The organism is Alcanivorax sp. 97CO-5, assembly GCF_000524665.1.
In the GTDB taxonomy this organism is placed as follows: Bacteria; Pseudomonadota; Gammaproteobacteria; order Pseudomonadales; family Alcanivoracaceae; genus Alcanivorax; species Alcanivorax borkumensis.
On sequence record NZ_KI965877.1, the window covers coordinates 337,622 to 356,992 of the forward strand.

At 55.1% G+C, this 19,371-nt stretch carries 21 protein-coding genes; 3 read left to right on the forward strand and 18 right to left on the reverse strand.

Going from position 1 to position 19,371, the window contains the following annotated elements; translation table 11 throughout:
* Positions 1–113: 113 nt before the first annotated feature.
* Both Y017_RS01530 and Y017_RS01535 read left to right on the forward strand, forming a co-directional pair.
* Positions 114–1,247: an aminotransferase class V-fold PLP-dependent enzyme gene (locus Y017_RS01530; protein WP_011588364.1), complete on the forward strand. Its 1,134-nt coding sequence runs from the start codon at positions 114–116 to the stop codon at positions 1,245–1,247.
* 48 nt (positions 1,248–1,295) lie between these two features.
* Entirely contained in the window at positions 1,296–2,138 is an 843-nt protein-coding gene (locus Y017_RS01535) for a hypothetical protein (protein ID WP_035458417.1), read from the forward strand.
* Here the strand turns inward: Y017_RS01535 and Y017_RS01540 are convergent.
* The 15 genes from Y017_RS01540 to Y017_RS01610 all read right to left on the reverse strand — a co-directional run bounded on the left by Y017_RS01540 (position 2,106) and on the right by Y017_RS01610 (position 15,839).
* The gene (locus tag Y017_RS01540) at positions 2,106–3,755 is read right to left on the reverse strand and encodes a serine protease (protein WP_035458420.1); all 1,650 of its coding nucleotides are present in this window, start codon (positions 3,753–3,755) and stop codon (positions 2,106–2,108) included. The genes Y017_RS01535 and Y017_RS01540 overlap by 33 nt on opposite strands.
* Positions 3,756–4,039: 284 nt before the next feature.
* A complete protein-coding gene (locus Y017_RS01545) occupies positions 4,040–5,356 on the reverse strand; it encodes a DNA recombination protein RmuC (protein WP_035458423.1) in 1,317 nt (438 codons plus the stop codon).
* Positions 5,353–6,174 carry a TatD family hydrolase gene (locus Y017_RS01550; protein WP_011588360.1) on the reverse strand — a complete coding sequence of 274 codons (822 nt, stop codon included), beginning with the start codon at positions 6,172–6,174 and terminating at the stop codon, positions 5,353–5,355. The genes Y017_RS01545 and Y017_RS01550 overlap by 4 nt, the downstream gene beginning before the upstream one ends.
* A gap of 171 nt (positions 6,175–6,345) precedes the next feature.
* A complete protein-coding gene (locus Y017_RS01555) occupies positions 6,346–6,693 on the reverse strand; it encodes a PilZ domain-containing protein (RefSeq protein WP_011588359.1) in 348 nt (115 codons plus the stop codon).
* A 42-nt stretch (positions 6,694–6,735) separates the two neighbouring features.
* Positions 6,736–7,743 (reverse strand): DNA polymerase III subunit delta', encoded by a 1,008-nt coding sequence (locus tag Y017_RS01560; protein WP_035458427.1) that lies wholly within the window; start codon positions 7,741–7,743, stop codon positions 6,736–6,738.
* Positions 7,734–8,360: a dTMP kinase gene (gene tmk / locus Y017_RS01565; protein ID WP_035458429.1), complete on the reverse strand. Its 627-nt coding sequence runs from the start codon at positions 8,358–8,360 to the stop codon at positions 7,734–7,736. The genes Y017_RS01560 and tmk overlap by 10 nt, the downstream gene beginning before the upstream one ends.
* A complete protein-coding gene (gene mltG / locus Y017_RS01570; RefSeq protein ID WP_011588356.1) occupies positions 8,357–9,415 on the reverse strand; it encodes an endolytic transglycosylase MltG in 1,059 nt (352 codons plus the stop codon). Before mltG ends, tmk begins: the two co-directional genes overlap by 4 nt.
* Positions 9,416–9,425: 10 nt before the next feature.
* Complete coding sequence (pabC, locus tag Y017_RS01575; RefSeq protein WP_011588355.1) at positions 9,426–10,238, reverse strand: aminodeoxychorismate lyase; 813 nt, start codon at positions 10,236–10,238, stop codon at positions 9,426–9,428.
* Positions 10,238–11,476 carry a beta-ketoacyl-ACP synthase II gene (fabF, locus tag Y017_RS01580; protein WP_035458431.1) on the reverse strand — a complete coding sequence of 413 codons (1,239 nt, stop codon included), beginning with the start codon at positions 11,474–11,476 and terminating at the stop codon, positions 10,238–10,240. The genes pabC and fabF overlap by 1 nt, the downstream gene beginning before the upstream one ends.
* A 189-nt stretch (positions 11,477–11,665) precedes the next feature.
* Positions 11,666–11,899 (reverse strand): acyl carrier protein, encoded by a 234-nt coding sequence (gene acpP, locus Y017_RS01585; RefSeq protein WP_007149764.1) that lies wholly within the window; start codon positions 11,897–11,899, stop codon positions 11,666–11,668.
* 186 nt (positions 11,900–12,085) lie between these two features.
* Positions 12,086–12,817, reverse strand: a complete 732-nt coding sequence (gene fabG, locus Y017_RS01590) for a 3-oxoacyl-ACP reductase FabG (protein ID WP_011588353.1) — start codon at positions 12,815–12,817, stop codon at positions 12,086–12,088.
* Positions 12,818–12,819: 2 nt separating this feature from the next.
* Complete coding sequence (gene fabD / locus Y017_RS01595) at positions 12,820–13,749, reverse strand: ACP S-malonyltransferase (RefSeq protein ID WP_011588352.1); 930 nt, start codon at positions 13,747–13,749, stop codon at positions 12,820–12,822.
* Between the two features lie 118 nt (positions 13,750–13,867).
* Positions 13,868–14,884: a phosphate acyltransferase PlsX gene (gene plsX, locus Y017_RS01600; RefSeq protein WP_035458434.1), complete on the reverse strand. Its 1,017-nt coding sequence runs from the start codon at positions 14,882–14,884 to the stop codon at positions 13,868–13,870.
* 217 nt (positions 14,885–15,101) lie between these two features.
* Positions 15,102–15,290, reverse strand: a complete 189-nt coding sequence (gene rpmF, locus Y017_RS01605) for a 50S ribosomal protein L32 (RefSeq protein WP_011588350.1) — start codon at positions 15,288–15,290, stop codon at positions 15,102–15,104.
* Positions 15,291–15,323: 33 nt separating this feature from the next.
* A complete protein-coding gene (locus tag Y017_RS01610; RefSeq protein ID WP_011588349.1) occupies positions 15,324–15,839 on the reverse strand; it encodes a DUF177 domain-containing protein in 516 nt (171 codons plus the stop codon).
* 136 nt (positions 15,840–15,975) lie between these two features.
* Between Y017_RS01610 and Y017_RS01615 the strand changes: the two genes are divergently transcribed.
* Complete coding sequence (locus Y017_RS01615) at positions 15,976–16,569, forward strand: nucleoside triphosphate pyrophosphatase (protein WP_011588348.1); 594 nt, start codon at positions 15,976–15,978, stop codon at positions 16,567–16,569.
* A gap of 91 nt (positions 16,570–16,660) precedes the next feature.
* On the opposite strand, the gene sppA is transcribed toward Y017_RS01615, so the two are convergent.
* From sppA to Y017_RS01630, 3 genes are read right to left on the reverse strand one after another with little or no spacing between them, the layout of a single operon-like run.
* Complete coding sequence (gene sppA, locus Y017_RS01620) at positions 16,661–17,641, reverse strand: signal peptide peptidase SppA (RefSeq protein ID WP_035458436.1); 981 nt, start codon at positions 17,639–17,641, stop codon at positions 16,661–16,663.
* Positions 17,638–18,327 carry an HAD-IA family hydrolase gene (locus Y017_RS01625; protein ID WP_011588346.1) on the reverse strand — a complete coding sequence of 230 codons (690 nt, stop codon included), beginning with the start codon at positions 18,325–18,327 and terminating at the stop codon, positions 17,638–17,640. Before Y017_RS01625 ends, sppA begins: the two co-directional genes overlap by 4 nt.
* Complete coding sequence (locus Y017_RS01630; protein WP_011588345.1) at positions 18,324–19,277, reverse strand: RluA family pseudouridine synthase; 954 nt, start codon at positions 19,275–19,277, stop codon at positions 18,324–18,326. The genes Y017_RS01625 and Y017_RS01630 overlap by 4 nt, the downstream gene beginning before the upstream one ends.
* Between the last annotated feature and the right edge of the window lie 94 nt (positions 19,278–19,371).

The following is a 19,371-nucleotide window of genomic DNA, read 5'->3' on the forward strand; positions in this document are numbered from 1 at the left end:
TCTCAAAACACAAGGTGGCTATGCTGTTCATGGAAACCCAACGCCGGTTAGCATAGCGTCATGGTGTACATCACCGCTCCCCTACCCACCTTCCCCCAACACATGGAGGCAACATGGCCCATACAGACCGCTCTCCACTGGACATTGCAACACAATTCCCCCAGCAGGACGGCTTGCTCTACTTGAACCACGCGGCTGTAGCGCCCTGGCCTCTGCGCACTCAAGCGGCGGTGAGCGAGTTTGCACGGCAGAACGTACACATTGGCGCCCGGGATTATCCACTCTGGCTAAAAGTAGAGCAGCAGTTGCGTGAGCGTTTGGCCTGGCTAGTGGGAGGCGTCCATATCGACGAAATCGGCCTGCTGAAGAACACTTCCGAGGGGCTATCTGTTATCGCCCAAGGTCTTGAATGGCACACCGGTGACCAAATCATCATCAGCGATCAAGAATTTCCGTCCAACCGCATTCCCTGGCAGGCCCTAGCCAACCAAGGCGTAGACGTGATTGAAGTGAATCTGGAGGGCGACAACCCGGAACAGAATGTCATTGACGCCATGGGGCCGCGTACCCGCCTGGTGTCACTGTCGGCGGTCCAGTATGGCTCAGGCCTGCTGATGGACATGGCCCCCATCGGCGCCGCCTGCCGAGCACAAGGGACATTATTCTGTGTGGACGCCATCCAGATACTCGGCGCATTGCCGTTTTCTGCAGAGCGGGTACAAGCCGATTTCGTGGTAGCCGATGGCCACAAGTGGATGCTTGGCCCGGAAGGGCTCGCCCTATTCTACTGTCGCCAGGCAGTCCAGGACCAACTGACCCTGCGCCAGCACGGCTGGCATATGGTGACTGATCCGGGCAATTACACCCGCAAGGACTGGCAACCCGCCATCACCGCCAAACGCTTTGAATGCGGCAGCCCAAACATGCTTGGCGCCCATGCCCTGAATGCCTCCCTTTCGTTACTTCAAGACACCGGGATGGATGTGGTAGCTAACGCGCTGCAGCAACGGGTACAGCGACTGATTGATGGATTACATAGTAAAGGGGCCACATTGCTCAGCCCCACTGCCAGGGAACGCCGGGCTGGCATTGTGACCTTCCGCTTGCCACACGAAGCCCCCAACGAGACCTTTCAACGCCTGAAAAATGGCGGAGTCGTTTGTGCTGAGCGGGGTGGCGGCGTTCGCTTATCACCACACTTCTACACGACCAATTCGGTCATCGACCAAGCTCTGGACCTGCTGTAAGCTCCTGAAACTCGTACGTGCCTCGTTATGGATACCGGAGCCTCACACATGAACCGACAGCTGGCCTTTTATCAATGGATCTGCCGCCGCTTGCAGCGTGATGAACAGTTCAGTGGCCAGCCCAGTGCTGATTTGGGAAGCCTGCGCACGGTACTGAGGTCTTGTGATGTGCTACTTGTTGCCGGTCATAGCACCGTAGACCGAACTTTCAAGGTGATTGGCGATAGTCGCTATGCTCGCGCAGTGCTCTACATTGGGCGGCTGCACGATGTGGCGGACCCTTCCCTGCGTGCGCTGTTAGCGGATTACACTCCCTGCGAACCGGATACCCAATTGGTCATTGACGCCCGCCTAGAAAGAGGGCTGATCGTGGAACCCTTGTCATCACTAGAAGGCCGCCATATTCGCGTATGCCGGGCTCAGGGCCTGAGCGACAATGAAGCTCAGGATGTCCTGCGCTACGCCATCAGCCGTATTGGCGTCGGCAGCACCCAATCCTGGGGGGCGCTAGCCATGATGGCTCTGCTGCCTTGGCGCTTGCTGCCCCTGCGTTGGCGTGCCAGGCTGTTCCGCCGCTGGGCCGGTGAACTGGTCAAAGCCCTCAGCGGTACCGTGGTGGCAGATGCTTTCAGCTTTGTGCAGTTCCCGGTAATGCCGTTGGTAAAGGAAAGCGAGCCCACTGCCCGCTTGCTCAGGCTGCAACCTCGCGCCATTACCGCTGCAGACTTCGACCACTCCCCCTATTTTGAGATTATCAAGGCGCCTTTCCAGATAAATGCTATCCCCAAAGGGATTGATGCTCTTCCTTGGAAAGGCAATCAGGGCGCGCTGGCGCCAGAGCGCCAACGCCACCTGACACTAGTGGAGCCGACGAACGGAAACCACGGTTAACAGCGCCAGTAACCACCAGGACAGACTCCCGCCACCACCACCACTGCCACCAGCACTTCCTCCGGCACTTCCACCGCTGGACGCTTTACGCGCCTGCGCCGGTTGAGTACTAGCGGTGTTATCGTTCGCCGGATAGTCGCCATTATCGGTCCACACCCGCACCCACAGGTTCTCGTTACCCTGACCTTCTAGTAGTAATTGCTGAGAGGCCTTTTCGCCAGGAGCCATATCACCTAGAGCACATTGCACCGAGTTCGTGCCGAAACAATTCTCCGGCAATTGCGCCGTACTCCACCCGGAGGGAAGAGCAAAACTCACACGCACCCGCGCGGCTGTTTGGTGAGTCGCCACATTGGTCACCTGGGCATTAACACGCACCAGGTCATCACTGCCACGCTGAGTGGTCAGGCTAAGCACCACATCCGGCTCATCGCTGAAAACCAATTTCAGGTTTTCGCCCAAGCTAGAGAAGTAGTCATGAGAAGTACTACTAATCGGATCAATACGGATGTCGTCTGACCAGCGATTACTGGCGCTGAGGGTAATACTGTAAGTGGCACTTTCTTGCCCCAAAGCCAGATCAGTATTACCGAGACAGTCGGTATAGCCGATATTAGCGACACAGGTCAGCCCAGGGACACGCACTGTCAGTCCATTTTTGTGTGCAATTCGCAGGCCCACATTACCGGCTCGTGTTTGCTGGCTGGTGTTAGCGATGCGAGTATGCAGCGTGGTAGATGCACCCGGATTAGTGTAGGTGTCAACGGCTTCACCGGTGAGCTCAAGGTCAACAAGACTTCCCAAAGTGGTTTGCTCAAGCCAATCCAAGTAGCGATCCACTCGGGTATATACCGCTGGAATGCCGGCGGTGGCGCACCGTTCGTGGCCGTAGCTAGTAATCCCAACCAGCCATTGTTGCCCAAGCTCACCATAAACTAGCGGTCCACCACTATCCCCACGACAGGTGTCCTGTGCGACATTCAAGGGATTCATTTCACCCGCGCAGATTTGATTACCGGTTAGGTTCCCCCACTGGTTGGCGCAAGTACTGTTTGGCACATAATCCACACTAGCTTCACGCAGGGAGTTGGAAAGGCCATTGCCGCTGGGAGAGGTGGAACCCCAACCCGTTATCTGCAGCGCTTCGTCATGACTTCCGCGTGCCAGCGCAGAAACCGTCTGGGGTTTAGCCAAATTAAGCGGGGTGGCCTGACTGTCAGAAGACAACCGTAGCAATGCCAAATCATTGTGAAAGGTAACCGCACGATAGTTCGGATGGACTCGCACCGCTGAAACAGACAAACGCTCAGGAGGGTTTGCCTCTGTTCGATCTAGGCTTCCCAGCGCCACAAACAATTGACTGGGTTGCAAGGTGGTGCCGCTGGGAGTTACCACACAGTGTGCGGCCGTCAACACCCAGCCCGGAGCAACCAACGTTCCACCACACAGCGTGGCAGCATAGGCGGAGTTTCCAGATAGGCTAACTTCCACTTCGGCCATCCACGGCCGGACTGTTACTACATCCTGTCCCCCGATAATACGAGGTTGAGCGTCAAGCGCCGATACCGCTTGTGCCAAACCCATTACCAATAGTAGGGCGAACATCAAACGACACATAGAACCACCTTTAGTTAGATTGAGTTACAAGACTCATACTAACTAAGGCGTTTTCATTACCTGTGACGTAGTTCTAATATTATTAAACCAGCACTATGGCACTAGATAACTATTATTTTTGATTATCAAAGTCGTCACTTTACCCTATATTTTGTCGTCTTAAGCGACACACCCTATCAGACATAAAATAATTGAAATGCACTTATTTTATGTGCAATACCTTTTATATTGAGCAGAAATATCGTACTTTCCGTGCATTCTGACGGACTGATGAGCCTTTTTTCTTATGATTCCCCTTGCTGTTCATCAGCGGGGGCGGGTAACGCTCTACGCGCTTTTGCCCCCAGCTCTTTGAGTTGTTGCGCCTGGCGATATAGGTTGCCACGGCCACTACTGAGACGCTTAAAAGTGGTATCCCACGCAGATTGTGCCTTACCGATTTTGTCACCGAGATCATCCATGGAATCGCCAATCAGCGACACCTGATCACAAATTTTCCCGGCACGATCAGCGATATCTAACGCATTCTCGTTTTGGTACTCATAACGCCAAATATTCTGGATCGTGCGCAACGTTACCAATAACGTAGTTGGACTAACCAATACTATGTTGCGAGAAAAGGCGTCAGAATAAAGGCGATGATCTTGCTCCATGGCCACCATGAACGCTCCCTCAATGGGAATAAAAAGCAGCACAAAATCCAGGCTCCGAATACCTTCCAGACCGCTGTAATCCTTCGCATCTAAGCCTTTAATATGACTGCGTAGGGAGGCCAGATGGTCGCGTAATGCCTGTTCGCGCTCCTCCGCCGTAGAGGCAGAAGAAAGCCGCTCATAGGCCACCAACGATACTTTCGCGTCGATCACCACATCCTTATTTTCCGGCAGGTGCACAATAGCATCCGGCAGCCGTCGCTGGCCGCTCTCATCCTTCAACGTAACCTGGGTTTCGTATTCACGGCCCCGGGTCAGGCCGGAAGACTCTAGCACTCGCTCCAAAATCATCTCACCCCAATTACCCTGGGTCTTGGACTGGCCTTTTAAGGCGTCGGTGAGATTGCGCGCATCTTCATGCATCTGCTGATTAAGGCTTTTCAAATGGCCCAACTGTTCGATCAGGGATGCCTGAGCACGGGTTTCGTCGCTGTGAATTTGATCCACCCGACGGCGAAAATCCGCCAGCTGCTCACGGAACGGTTTGAGCATGCCATCAAGGCCCTGCTGGTGTTGCTCCTGTAATTGCTTGCCGCGCTGCTCCAGTACTTTCCCGGACAGGTTCTCAAACTCCTGCTTCAGCTGATTTCGGCTTTGCTCGGAGAAGGCCAACTTTTCCTGCTGCCCAGCCAGCCGTTCTTCCAGCCGGGCCTTATCGGCTCCCAACTGCTGTAGCTGTGCGTCCGTGTGCTGCTGCCGTTGTTGCTGTTCTTGTAGCTGCTGCTTGAGCAGCGGTACCTGGGCCAGCGGCTCGCTCAGAGCATTTTTCTCGGCCAGCAATACGGCTTCACGCGCAGCCGCTCGGCGCCGCTCCAGCAACGCCACAAGCAACGCTGCCACTACACCACCACCTAGCGCTGCCAGCGCCAGCATTGCATACAGGTTCATGCTTGTGCCTTGTTGAACAGAGAAAAGAAGTTATTCGTGGTGGCCGCCGCCAGAGCATCCACACTGATCCCCTGCAGTGCTGCCACACATTCAGCCACCTGAACCACATAGCGCGGCTCATTGGGCTTGCCACGAAAAGGAACTGGAGCGAGCCAGGGGGAATCGGTTTCGATCAATAAACGCTCCAGAGGTAACTGCCTCACGGTCTCCCGCAGGGCCTGCGCATTGCGAAACGTGACAATCCCAGAAATGGAAATGTAGAAACCCAGCTCTATGGCCTGTCGGGCCATGTCCAGGTCTTCAGTGAAGCAGTGGAGCACGCCGCGAACTTCCCCCCTACCGTGCTCGCGCAACAGCGCCAAGGTATCCTCCTTGGCGCCGCGCGTGTGCACAACCAAAGGCAGGCCGGTTTCACGAGCAGCCTGAATATGGGCAATAAAATAGCGCTGCTGCCACTCTCGCTCTTCCTTTGCATAGAAGTAATCCAGCCCGGTTTCGCCAATAGCGACAACCTTGGGGTGGGCCCCACGCTCAATCAGCTCCTCTACAACGGGCTCACGGGATTCCTTGTAAAGTGGATGCACCCCGACGCTGGCAAAAACATTGTCATATTGTTCAGCCAGCGCCTGCACTTGCGGAAAGGTTTCTAGATCCACACCGATGCACAGCATGTGGCTGATCCTAGCCTGCGCGGTGGCCGCCATCATCGCCGCGAAGTCGCCATCATGGGCGTCAAGATTCAGACGATCTAAATGACAATGGGAATCCACAAAAGAGGTAGCAATCACAACAAGCTCCAACGTTAAAAACGCAGGCATTGTAGCGTAGGGAGCGCCCAGCACACACCACGCGGCACACACAGCACCGGCTAAAATGATCGCATCTGAAATACAGAAGGCCGCGTCCTAAAAAAGAGGCGGCCTTCTTATTTGACAGCCAGAACCCAACACGCTTGCGTTGTTGCACGCAGCGCAATACGAGTCAGCCTCTCACATGGTATACGTAGGACGATCCGATTCCAGTGAACCGGCCAGATGATTCTCGATGGTAACGCGGGCGGTATCGTCCTGATCGGAGAATTGCACACCGATCCCCGCACTACGGTTCCCTTGAGCCCCTTTGGGGGTGATCCACACGACCTTGCCAGCCACTGGAATCTTATCGGCTTCATCCATAATGTTCAGTAGCAGGAAGATCTCTTCCCCTAACGTGTATTGCTTTTCAGTGGGAATAAACAAACCGCCGTTGGTAATGAACGGCATGTAAGCCGAATACAGCACCGCTTTATCTTTGATGGAAAGCGACAGAATGCCATTGCGACCTACCGGCATCTTCATGAACCAACCCCTTACGAAATTATTATTAATCTATAATCAAGGTTAGTGCGCCGCCGCCGCAGCGTCAACGCCCACCAACACCAACAACCACTGCTCGTAGAGCAGCTCCTTATTGGGGTTGGCTCCAGACAACAAGGCGCGGCGACCTTCCAGCACACGCTGGGCGGCCCGTAACAGACGAGCCGGAGGCACAGCCTTATTAAGGCGCTCTAGCAGCGGCGCCAGCAAGGCATCGGCGCTCTGCTGACCAGAAAAACGTTGATTCAAACTCCGCGATAGCCATCCGTAAATCACACTAGCCATTTCCGTGGGGTCATGCTTGGCCAGCACCGGGGAGGCCTGCGCTACCGATTGGCGCCCTTCTGCCACCCTGACTAGGGTATCCAGCAAACGGGTCCGATCGGCGAACCACTCCGCTTGCTCAAGAGCCAGTGCCCGCAAAGGCGCCCCCTGAGCGGCATCCAGTAACGAGGCCGCGCTTTCTCCCACTTGCGACTGCAGCCACTGTAACGCATGTTCCTTTACCGGTAAGGGCAAGATACGTTGCTGACAACGGCTACGAATGGTTGGCAACAGCAGGGTTGGTTGGTCGCTAACCAGCAACAATAGGGTTTGTGTTCCAGGCTCTTCGAGGGTTTTCAGCAACGCATTCTGGGCGTTGCGGTTAAGGGCTTCAGCGGGGGAAATAATCGCCACACGATAACCACTGTATTGCGCAGTACGGGTGGCAAATGCTACCAACTTGCGCACCTGGTCAATCTTGATGGTTTTGCTTTTTTCTTCCGGGCTAAGTCGATACAAATCTGGATGGGTGCCTACCGTGCTGAGCTGGCAACCTTGGCAATGACCACAGGGCAAGCCAGCGGAGGGTTTTTCACATAATAAAGTTTGCGCCAAAGACTCCGCCAGCCGCAATTTACCAATGCCTTTCGGACCGCTTAGCAACAGGGCATGGGGCAGCCGCCCCCGGGCGTGTTGATCAAGCAGCTGCGCCATAGCATCGCTGTGCCAAGGGCAAGGGACCTGAACTTTTGCACCGGTTACGGCCATGCCTGCATCTCCTCAACAATCCGGGCTAGTTGTTGCTGTACTGATTCCAGCGGCTGGCTAGCGTCTACCGTGCGAAACCGATTGGGCTCCTGGGCTGCCCGAGCCAGGTAACACTGGCGGATGCGATCAAAAAAAGCTCGATCCTCCTGTTCAATGCGGTCCAGTGCGGCACGCTTGCCCGCGCGCGCCATGCCCACCTCCACCGGCACATCGAACAGTATAGTCATGTCTGGACGGGTATCTCGAATAACGAGGGCCTCCAGTGCAGCAATGGCGGCGCTATCTAGTCCCCGCCCTGCTCCCTGGTAAGCCCAGGTGGCATCCACAAATCGATCACACAAGACCCATTCGCCGCGCGCTAGTGCCGGACGAATCTTCTGCTCCAAATGCTGCGCCCGTGCAGCAAAGACCAGCAGTAATTCGGTATCGTCAGCCATGACTTCGTTACTGGGTGCCAGCAGCACTTCGCGAATCGATTCAGCCAGGGCTGTGCCTCCGGGCTCTCGGCTTACCATCACCGTCTTACCCTCGGCCCGAAGCGCCTCTGCCAACCAAACGAGGTTGCTACTCTTACCTGCACCCTCTCCGCCTTCTAGGGTAATAAAGCGACCACTCATTGCCCTCCTCCCGGCGAAGACCGGTATCCTTCCCGGCGTCGTAATTGATATTCGCGCACCGCTCTTCGATGTTCCGCCAGGGTCTTGGAAAAATAGTGGCTGCCATCACCGCGAGCGACAAAATACAGCGACTCGGTTGTCGCCGGCTTTACTGCCGCCAAAATCGCTTCATGACCGGGCATGGCAATAGGGGTGGGCGGCAGGCCATCAATCACATAGGTATTGTAAGGTGTCGCACGACGCAGGTCCGAGCGGCGAATATTTCCGTTATAGGCTTCACCCATGCCGTAAATCACGGTGGGGTCAGTTTGCAAGCGCATACCCTTATTCAAACGGTTGGTAAAAACGCCTGCAATTTCAGATCGTTCTTCTGGGACACCGGTTTCCCGTTCAACGATGGACGCCATAATCAGCGCTTCATATGGTGTTTGCAAAGGCAAATCCTTGGCCCGTTGCTGCCAAGCGGCGTCCAGAATACGCTCCTGCCGCTCCAGTGCCCTGGCCAGGATAGTCAGGTCTGATGTGCCACGGGTATAAAAATAGGTTTCCGGTGCAAACCAGCCTTCTGGATGTAAATCAGGGCGACCGAGTTTCGCCATGACTTGTTCGTCAGTCAGCCCTTTCAGTCGATGTTCCAGGGTTTCCAGGGCAGCCAACCGGGCTCGCAATTCTCGGAAATTCCAGCCTTCGACTAACGTCAGACTACGTTGCAGTACATCGCCCCGATCCATTTTTTCCAACAACGACAATAACGAATCACCGGGTTTGAGTTGATACTCGCCCATGTGCATGCGCCCATCCATGCCGGTGAAAGCAGAATAAATTCGCGCACCCACTCGACGGCACCGGGCGTCAACCCCCTCACCCAGAATACCGTCACGTTTGAGGTTGTAGAGCACACGGCTCAGCCCCGCCCCTTTAGTCACCTCCACGGTAAATGTTTCAGAAATCGGTAACGGGCGATGTAGATAACTACTGACCCAGGCCCCCGCCACAGGAACAGCGACTATCAGTAGGACAACCAACAGTCCAAAAATACGGATTTTTTTACGCATAGTGGGGTTATTAGCCCTTCAGTGAGCCGGCCAAAAAGGTTTCTGTCGACTGTTGCAGTTCCCGGACCGATGCCAACACCGGCCAATGCCATTGCGCCAGTTTACGCACCGCGAGCACGCCGACAACACTGTTACACAAAAACAGGCCTTCGGCAGTACGCAGCTGTGACAGTGGCCGCAGATCGCAGACCACTTTTTCACCGCCATGGCGCAGCGTATCACGCAAGTGGCCTTGCATAACGCCCTCCACACCGGCACCCGCTGCAGCCAAATCAGGCATCCACCAGTGATCGGCGAAGCGGGCAAAGAGATTCATGGACGTAGCCTCCAAGGGCTGACGACGGGTGCTGAGTAGCAATCCTTCGTCCCACCCTTGCTGTGCCACTTCACGGCGGGCCATTACCTGTGCAAGGCGGTTAAGGTGTTTGTAGCCCGCCAACGGATCAGGGTACAAAGGAGTCTGGCACAATCCCAGCGCTAACCCTTCACGGCGTTGTCGCTCAGACCACTCTGGCAAAGTGCTCGTCTGCCACAGAACCGTAGGCTGCGCCGATTGCGGTGGCAAATAGCCCCTGCCTCCCACGCCACGGGTAACCGTGAGTTTGACTACCCCCGGCTCGCCACCTAGCGCCGCAACGCCAGCATCCAGTGCTGCCTGCAATGTAGACTCGGAGGGTTGTGCGATGCCCAGCGTTTGTAGCCCGCCATACAAGCGGGCGCGATGGCGAGCCCACAATGGCGACTTGCCGGAGGCGGTCACTCGCACGGTTTCAAACACACCATCTCCGTAAGCGAGGCCGCGATCACGGGGGTCTAGTGGCATTACACCTTCTTGAACAGCAAGGTGCCGTTAGTACCACCAAAACCAAAGGAATTGGACAGCGCGTAGTTGATGGTGCGTTCCTGAGCCTGATTTGCCACGAAGTTCAGGTCACACCCTTCATCCGGGTTATCCAGATTGATGGTAGGCGGAGCCACCGAATCACGCATGGCCAAAATGGAGAAAATCGCTTCCACGGCCCCCGCCGCACCCAGCAAATGCCCGACCATGGACTTGGTGGAGCTCACCGCCAATTTGTAGGCATGATCACCAAACAGGGTTTTCACCGCCATCGCTTCGGCCACATCACCCATTTGCGTGGAGGTGCCGTGGGCATTGATGTAATCCACCTGATCCGGCTCAACCCCGGCATTGCGCAGGGCGTTGCGCATGGCACGCATGGCTCCGTCGCCGCCCGCTGCCGGAGAAGTGATGTGGTATGCATCATCACTCATGCCAAAACCTACCAGCTCCGCATAGATGGTGGCACCACGGGCCTTGGCGTGCTCGTACTCTTCTAGCACAACCGCACCAGCGCCATCAGCCAGCACAAAGCCATCGCGATCCTTGTCCCAGGGGCGACTAGCTGCTTGTGGGTCATCGTTACGAGTAGATAATGCACGTGCAGCGGCAAAACCACCTACTCCCAATGGTGAAGATCCTTTCTCTGCCCCGCCAGCAACCATCACATCCGCCTGCCCCAGAATAATCTGCTGGGCGGCAAACCCTATATTGTGGGTGCCTGTGGTGCACGCTGTTACCGTGGCAAAGTTCGGCCCTTTCATCCCGTACATGATCGCCAGATTACCTGCGATCATATTAATAATGGTGCCGGGCACAAAGAAGGGCGACAGCTTACGCGGACCGGAATCGAGCAGTTTACGATGGTTTTCTTCGATATAGGTGAGGCCTCCAATGCCCGAGCCAATAGCGGCACCAACGCGTTCGGCGTCTTCCTTTTCCATGTCCAAGCCCGCATCACGCACAGCCTGAATAGCCGCCACCAAACCGTACTGAACAAAAATGTCCATCTTGCGGGCATCTTTGGGGGACAAGTATTCGGAAATATCAAAGTCAGGCACCAGGCCAGCAAAACGGGTAGCAAAGCGCTCCGTATCAAAGTGCTCGATATTGCGAATGCCACTTTTACCCGCCTTGATGCCTTCCCAAGTAGAAGCCACATCGACTCCAAGCGGCGTGAGCATTCCCAACCCTGTAATAACGACTCGACGTGACGTCACCCAATACCTCCCAAATCCATGTTTTTTGGCGCCATTTAAAGGCCTTAATGCAACAAGACTACTACAACCGGCCCATTAACTGGCTGCCGTAATGTAAGAAAACGTCACTTGTTACGGCAAATATTCTGGCCACAAAAAAGCCGCAAGCTCATTGAACCTGCGGCTTTTTTGTTATTCGATCAACCGAAATCAGCTGTGTGCTTTAATATAATCCACAGCGGACTGGACGGTGCTGATTTTCTCAGCTTCTTCATCCGGAATTTCGGTTTCAAATTCTTCTTCCAGGGCCATCACTAGCTCAACGGTATCCAGGGAGTCTGCACCCAGATCTTCAACGAAGGACGCTTCTGATTTTACGTCTTCCGGCTTAACACCCAGTTGCTCAACGATGATTTTGTTTACGCGTTCTTCGATGCTGCTCATGATCGTATTACTCTCCTGATTAATGGTGTGCTAGCACCTGTCAGCGGCTATTCTAGGTGAACGCTGTTTGCGGTTGCAAGCCGACTAGACCGATGCCTTTCCTTGAAGTTTTTCCAAATATTTTCTTCTGCAAAAACAGTCAATTAGACAGCCTTCCCAGAAACCCTCGGGTGCCCACTTTTTGAGCTACCCGGTAAACATGCCCCCATTGACGTGCAAAGTGGTTCCCGTGACATAACCACCGCCCTCACTGGCCAGCCAAGCAACCGCACTGGCAATCTCCGCCGGCTGCCCCAAGCGCCCCAAGGGAATTCCCTGCAGTAGGGCCTCTTTCTGGGCTTCTGGCAGCGCCTCTGTCATGTCCGTTTGAATAAAGCCCGGAGCAACAGAGTTCACCGTAATGTTACGTGAGCCAAGCTCGCGGGCCAATGCCCTTGAGAAACCTTCTACGCCGCCTTTAGCGGCCGCGTAATTGGCTTGCCCTGCGTTACCCATGGTGCCGACCACCGAGCTGATATTGATAATCCGGCCCCAACGCGCTTTCGTCATGCCTTTCAAGCATGCCTTGCTAACACGATAAAGGGAATTGAGATTAGTATTGATCACATCATCCCATTCATCTTCCTTCATCCGAAGCATGATGTTATCGCGGGTAATACCCGCGTTATTCACCAACACCAAAGGAGCACCAAACTCTTCGTTGATGCTCTTGAGGGTGGCGTCCACCGACGTCTTGTCTGCCACATCAAGCCTCTTGCCGGCACCGTTTTCGCCCAACGCATCGCCAATGGCGGCAGCCCCTTTGTCAGTAGTAGCCGTGCCAACCACAAAAAAACCATTCGCAATCAGTTGTTCGGCAATCGCCCGGCCGATGCCCCGGCTAGCGCCGGTTACCAGTGCCACTTTCTTGTCTGACATGCTTATTCTCCTTGCAGAGCAGCCGTGAAAGCTGCCTCTGTTTCCAGCGGACGAGCGGCCAATTCCCGGTCAATGCGTTTCACCAAACCACACAAAACCTTGCCCGGGCCACACTCATAAAGATGACCAACACCCTGCTCTTGCAGTGCCTGAATGGTTTCCACCCAGCGCACCGGTGAATAAAGTTGGCGAATCAACGCATCACGAATTTTCTCCGGATCCGTTTCCATGGCCACATCCACATTATTGATCACCGGCATTTCCGCCGCGTGAAAACGGGTATCACTCAAGGTATCGGCAAGCTGTGCAGCGGCAGGTTTCATCAACGCACAATGGGACGGCACACTGACCGGAAGCGCCATGGCACGTTTCGCACCAGCCTCTTTACAGGCTGCAATAGCCCGCTCAACCGCATCCGCTGAACCGGCAATAACCACCTGTCCTGGCGCATTAAAATTGACAGCCTCAACAACGCCGCCCTGAGCTGCCTGCTCACAAGCGCTGCGAACCTGATCATCATCCAACCCGAGAATGGCAGCCATGCTGCCTTCACCCTGGCCAACGGCCTGCTGCATCAACTGGCCACGAGTACGCACCAGCCGCACGGCATCACCCAGATTAATGACTCCGGCGCAACTCAGCGCCGTGTACTCACCCAGGCTATGCCCTGCCAACACATTCGGCCGTGGGCCACCGCTCTGTTCCCACAAACGCCACAGGGCAACGCCTGCGGTCAGCAGTAAAGGCTGAGTGATTTCTGTCTGATTGAGCGCTTCTTTTGGCCCTTCTTGGGCTAACGCCCAGAGGTCCTGATCCAGCGCACCAGAGGCTTCCTGAAAGGTTTGCTTCACCGCCGGACGTTCGGCGAACTCACTGAGCATCCCCAGGCCCTGAGACCCTTGGCCAGGAAAAATAAAGGCTGTCTTGGACATGCAACATCCCCTTGAAAATAGGCAGGCCGCAGTATGCCGGCTTTCGCTTTCGCTGTCCGGTCAGGCCTGAAACAAAGTATGAATAGACATTCGGGGCCAGCCAGCCCCGACGCATAATTTAGTGAGTGCCGGGCTGACCCAGTGCATCACTAATCAAGGACGGTACGTTACGGCGCGCCTCCAGCTGAGCCACTTCCAGCGCACAGGCAAAACCTTCCTTGCTGGTACCACCGTGGCTCTTCACCACCACGCCACGCAGGCCAACAAGGCTGGCGCCATTATAGTGATCCGGGTCCATGCGCTTTTTGAGCCCAATCAACACCGGCAACGCAAACAAGCCGCATAGTTTGCGCAGCCAGGACTGTTTGATTTCTTGGCGCAACATGTTGCCAATCATTTTGGCTACACCTTCCATGGTTTTTAGCGAGACATTACCAACAAAACCATCACACACCACCACATCGGCCTCGCCTGAAAAGATGCCATTACCTTCCACGAAGCCCACATAGTTGAGACCTTGGGCTTCACGCAACAGCCCTGCCGCCTCCTTAATCTGTTCGTTACCCTTGATGTCTTCTTCACCAATATTCAGTAACGCCACACGAGGATGCTCCACCCCATCAACAGCACGCACCACCGCCTGCCCCATCAAGGCAAACTGCAGCAAGTGCGCGGGCTCTGAATCCACATTGGCGCCTAAGTCGAGCATGTGACAATGGCCATTGGCCGTGGGAATAGCCGTACAAATGGCGGGGCGATCTACCCCGGGAAGGGTTTTCAACACAAAACGGCTCACCGCCATCAAGGCACCAGTATTGCCGGCGCTGACCGCTGCCTGGGCACGCCCTTCCTTGACCATATTGATGGCCACACGCATGGACGAGTCCTTCTTTTGCCGCAGAGCAACGGCGACGGGATCATCCATTGCCACCACTTCCGTGGCTGGCTGAACAGTAATACGCGGGTGATCAGCGATATTAGCCTGAGACAAGGCGCTAGTTAACGGTTCAAGTTGGCCAACCAAGATAATGTGCATGTGCTCATGGCGAGACAGCATGGCTGCCACGGCGGGCACTGTTACGGACAAGCCGTGATCGCCCCCCATGGCATCCACTGCTAGCGTCACAACCGTCATGGGCTGCTTCCTTATATTCAAATTTGGAGGCATTCTGACAAAAAACGTTCGGCGGTAACATATTCTCCGCCTTCAATCACAAATCCACTTACAAAAAATCCTCCCGAAGGAGGATTTCAGTGCGCCACTGAAACTGGGCTGTTACTGCACAATAAGGGCAGCGCAAGGCCAGACCGGCACAGAAAAACGGGAGCCGCAGCTCCCATTTTCATACAACTTATTCGTCGTCAGAATCACCCTGACTGATCACCTGGCGGCCACGGTACATGCCATCCGGAGAAATGTGGTGACGACGGTGCACTTCACCAGTGTTGCTATCTTCAGTCAGCGCAGCGGCAGGCAGCGCATCGTGAGAGCGGCGCATGCCACGCTTTGAACGGGTTTTACGGTTCTTTTGAACAGCCATTTCGAGCTCCTCGGGCGTTTATTCAGCCTGAATTTACTTGCCTTGACCTTTTAATTTGGCCAGCACGGCAAAAGGATTATCCGCGTTTTCGTGTTTCTCAGGTTTACCGCTGTCCTGCGGTAAAGCTGTCGGGCAAGAGTCATGCAGAGCCACCAGTGGCATAGCCAGCAACAGCTCCTCTTCGATTAGATCGGTAAGAACCATGCGTTCTTCGCCAACCAACCAAGGATCCAGTCGCCCCGGCAATGCCTTGGCCTGATCCTCATTCCAAACCAACGCCACATCGATATGGGCAGTAATAGAATAACTCACTGGCTCCAGGCAGCGCTGACATGGCAGCACCAATACGGTGCTAACCTCGCCCTCGATACGCCGATGCCCCTCATCATCACGATCGAACGCCAGCGATATTGCTACTGGCTGGTCCAAGCTATCGCGGTATTCCTGCAGGCGTGGCAGGTCTCCAACGGTAAGCTGGCCTTCAACGATGCGACCTTGATCCGCATATTTGCGAGGATCGAGGAACTGTGGCAGTTGCCCTGAAAACATAAGCGCGCAATTCTAGGGCCGCGAGGCCCCGCTGTCAAAGTTAATGTGAGGCACTAAACACCTGAGTCAACAGGGTTTTTCGTGCGTCATGAAAAAATAATCCTTACACTTGCCCCCGCAAAGCGCGGAGACCCCTATGACTGACCAGACACCTACCCTGTTACTCGCCTCTTCATCGCCGTTTCGGCGCCAACTATTAGACAAGCTGAAACTGGATTTTATCCACCAGAGCCCGGATATCGACGAATCCCGGCATGAGGATGAAAGCCCTACCGCCTTGGTAATGCGCCTGGCCCGGGAAAAAGCGCTGGCCCTCGCAGACCAACACCCGAACACGCTAATTATCGGCTCCGACCAGGTTGCCGTTATTGGCAATCAAGTACTGGGCAAACCCGGCGACCGCGACACCGCTATTCGTCAACTCAGCGCCGCCAGCGGCAAGCGGGTCAGTTTCCTGACGGGTTTGTGCCTGCTCAATACCGCCACTGGCCGTAGCCAAGTGGTCTGTGACCCTTTCCATGTGCAGTTCCGCACCTTGAAACCAGCGCAGATTGAACGCTACGTGGACATCGAACAGCCCCTGAATTGTGCTGGCAGCTTCAAATCCGAGGGCCTCGGCATTGTGCTGTTCAAAGCCTTGGAAGGACGCGACCCGAATACACTGGTAGGCCTGCCTTTAATTATATTAACCGAATTTCTGGCTGCAGAAGGCGTCCAGCTGCCCCTATAACCAGCTGCCTCTATTCTATAAAGGGAAGAGGCGGGAACCGAACGCCCTTGGGGTTTCGGAACGCGTCTCTTCTCGTTTCTCGCCATTATGATTAACGAATCACCGGCGATGCACTCAACCCCAGCTGCGTAGCCACGCCTTCGCCAATGGAAACCCCAAAACGGCGAATAAACTCTTCCATAGGAGAGCGGCTGGCACTGTAGTTGAGCATCTCCTCCTCGCCTACCACTTCGCGAACCACCTGCCCCGGGCTCATTAGTCCATCAATCAGACCCAAATCCATAGCCCGCTCGCCAGTCCAGAACAAGCCGGAAAACAATTCTGGATGCCCATCAACTTTCAACCTATTGCCGCGCCCCTTCTTCACCGCCGCAATAAACTGCTGATGAATATCATCCAGCATGGTTTGTACGTGTTTGCGATGGGCTGGCTTCACCGGTGAAAACGGATCCATCAAATCCTTGTTTTCGCCAGCGGTAAACACACGGCGCTCCACGCCCAGTTTGTCGGCCGCCTGCTCCAGCCCAAAGCCAGCCATGATCACGCCAATGGAGCCTACAATGCTGGCCGGGTCCGCATAGATTTCATCTGCAGCGGAGGCAATAAAGTACGCCCCAGAGGCACCCACATCGGTAATCGCCGCATACAGTTTCTTTTCCGGGTATTCAGCCCGCAGCCGCTTGATGGCGTTGTACACCTGATTAGATTGTACTGGTGAGCCACCTGGGCTGTTGATTTTCAATAGAACGGCGGTGGTGTTTTCCGCTTCAAAGGCTCTCGTTAAGCCGGTGACGATCAAGTCCGCACTCGCCTCCTGATCCGGCGCAATCACGCCGTTCACATCTACGATCCCCACATGGGCTTCCGCCATGGTCACAGCAGAACCGGTTTTGCCCGGAATCACTATCACCAACAAGGTAAACAGATACACAAAGGTCAGGACCTTGAAGAAAATACCCCAACGACGGGATTTACGCTGCTCATCTTGGGCCTGGCCCAGTAATTTCTCTATCAGCTTCCATTCCCGCTCATTCTGAGGGGGCTGAGAAGATGGCTGATTATTCATAGTCATACGCTCTCCATTACAAATTCAGACGCTGCCAACCCCACTAGCGGCAACAAATGGTCCAAACGATCGATCACCGCCAAGGGCTCGCATGGGAGCAACTGCTCAACTGGATGCGCACCATAACTCACCCCTATGCGGTCTACCCTAGCAGCACGGGCCATCTCCAGATCATAGGTGGTGTCACCCACCACCACGGCCCGCTCAGCAGGCACTGCCATCGCCTCCAGCAGTTCCAGCACCATGGCTGGGTGCGGCTTAGAATGGCTTTCGTCGGCGCATCTGGAAGCATCAAAATAACGTTCTAGGCCGGTATTGCCCCACACCCTCTGCAACCCCTTGCGACTCTTTCCGGTTGCCACTGCCAGCTTAAGACCCTGCTCACGCAGGTGAATCAAAACCTGCTCAGCAGCCGGATAAAGGGCACTGGGTGTCTGCTCGGCGGCAATAAAATGAAACGCATAACGATCACGCATGGCAACAATGCCAGCATCATCCAGCTGCGGATAGAGTGTAGCGATGGCTTCCGGCAACCCTAGCCCAATAATGCTGCAAACTACCGAATCAGCCAATGACGGCAACGCCATGTCCACCGCTGCCAGCTGCATGCAGCTCACAATGCGCCCCGTGGAATCCATCACTGTGCCGTCCCAATCAAAAATCACCAGGTCGTAGGGGCGAACAACACTCATGGTTTGCTCCTCAGGGCAGTCAAAATGGCCTCGTAGTCATCATCCAGCGGCGCGGTAACCGTCAGCCTTTTACCCGTATTCGGGTGCACAAAAACCAGAGTTCGGGCATGTAAGCAGAGCCGGCGGCGGCCAATTTCAGCCAACAACGCCTCCCCTTTAGCGATGCCGTACTTGCTATCACCCAGCAGTGCAAAGCCCCCAAACTGACTATGCACTCTAATTTGGTGGGTGCGGCCGGTTTCCAGGGTAGCCTCCACCAGCTGCGCCTGAGCAAACCGCTCAAGGAGGCGAAAATGCGTCACAGAGGGTTTGCCCTCACGCGATACTCTGACGATACGCTCATTGCCATTCATCATTTTCAATAAGGGCGCATCCAGCGTGCGCTCCTTACCCTTAAACCCTTGGCAGAGAAGCCAGTAACGTTTTTCAATCTGGCCGCCCTGCATCAAGCGCTGCAGTTTACGCAGAAACGAGCGCCGACGGGCCACCATGATCAAACCACTGGTATCGCGATCCAGTCGGTGCACCAGCTCCAGCTCCCGCTCTTGCGGGAACATCACCCGTAACGCTTCAATCAAGCCCAGGCTGACGCCACTGCCTCCATGCACCGCTAAGCCCGCAGGTTTATTAAAAACAAATAACTGATCATCTTCATAGACACAGGCCCGGCGCAGACGCTCAGCCAAGCCCTCACTCACCGCCGCAGGCGCGGTGGAGTCACTGGTGCGAATGGGCGGGACACGCACCACATCGCCAGTACACAGTCGGGTGGTCTGCTTGGCTCGCCCCTTGTTAACCCGCACCTCTCCGGACCGGATAATCCGGTAAACTCGAGACTTGGGCACACCTTTAAGGTGAGTAAACAAGAAATTATCCAGGCGCTGACCGTGCCGGCCTTCATCAATGGTGACAAACGTCACCCTGTTCGCTGCGGGGGTATCTTCTGACATGGCGCGATTCTAAGCGCGATCGGAGGAAATGTCTGCATCTGACCAAGCGATACCAGCAATCTATCTGATTGATCCCACTGGCCTTTTATTGCTA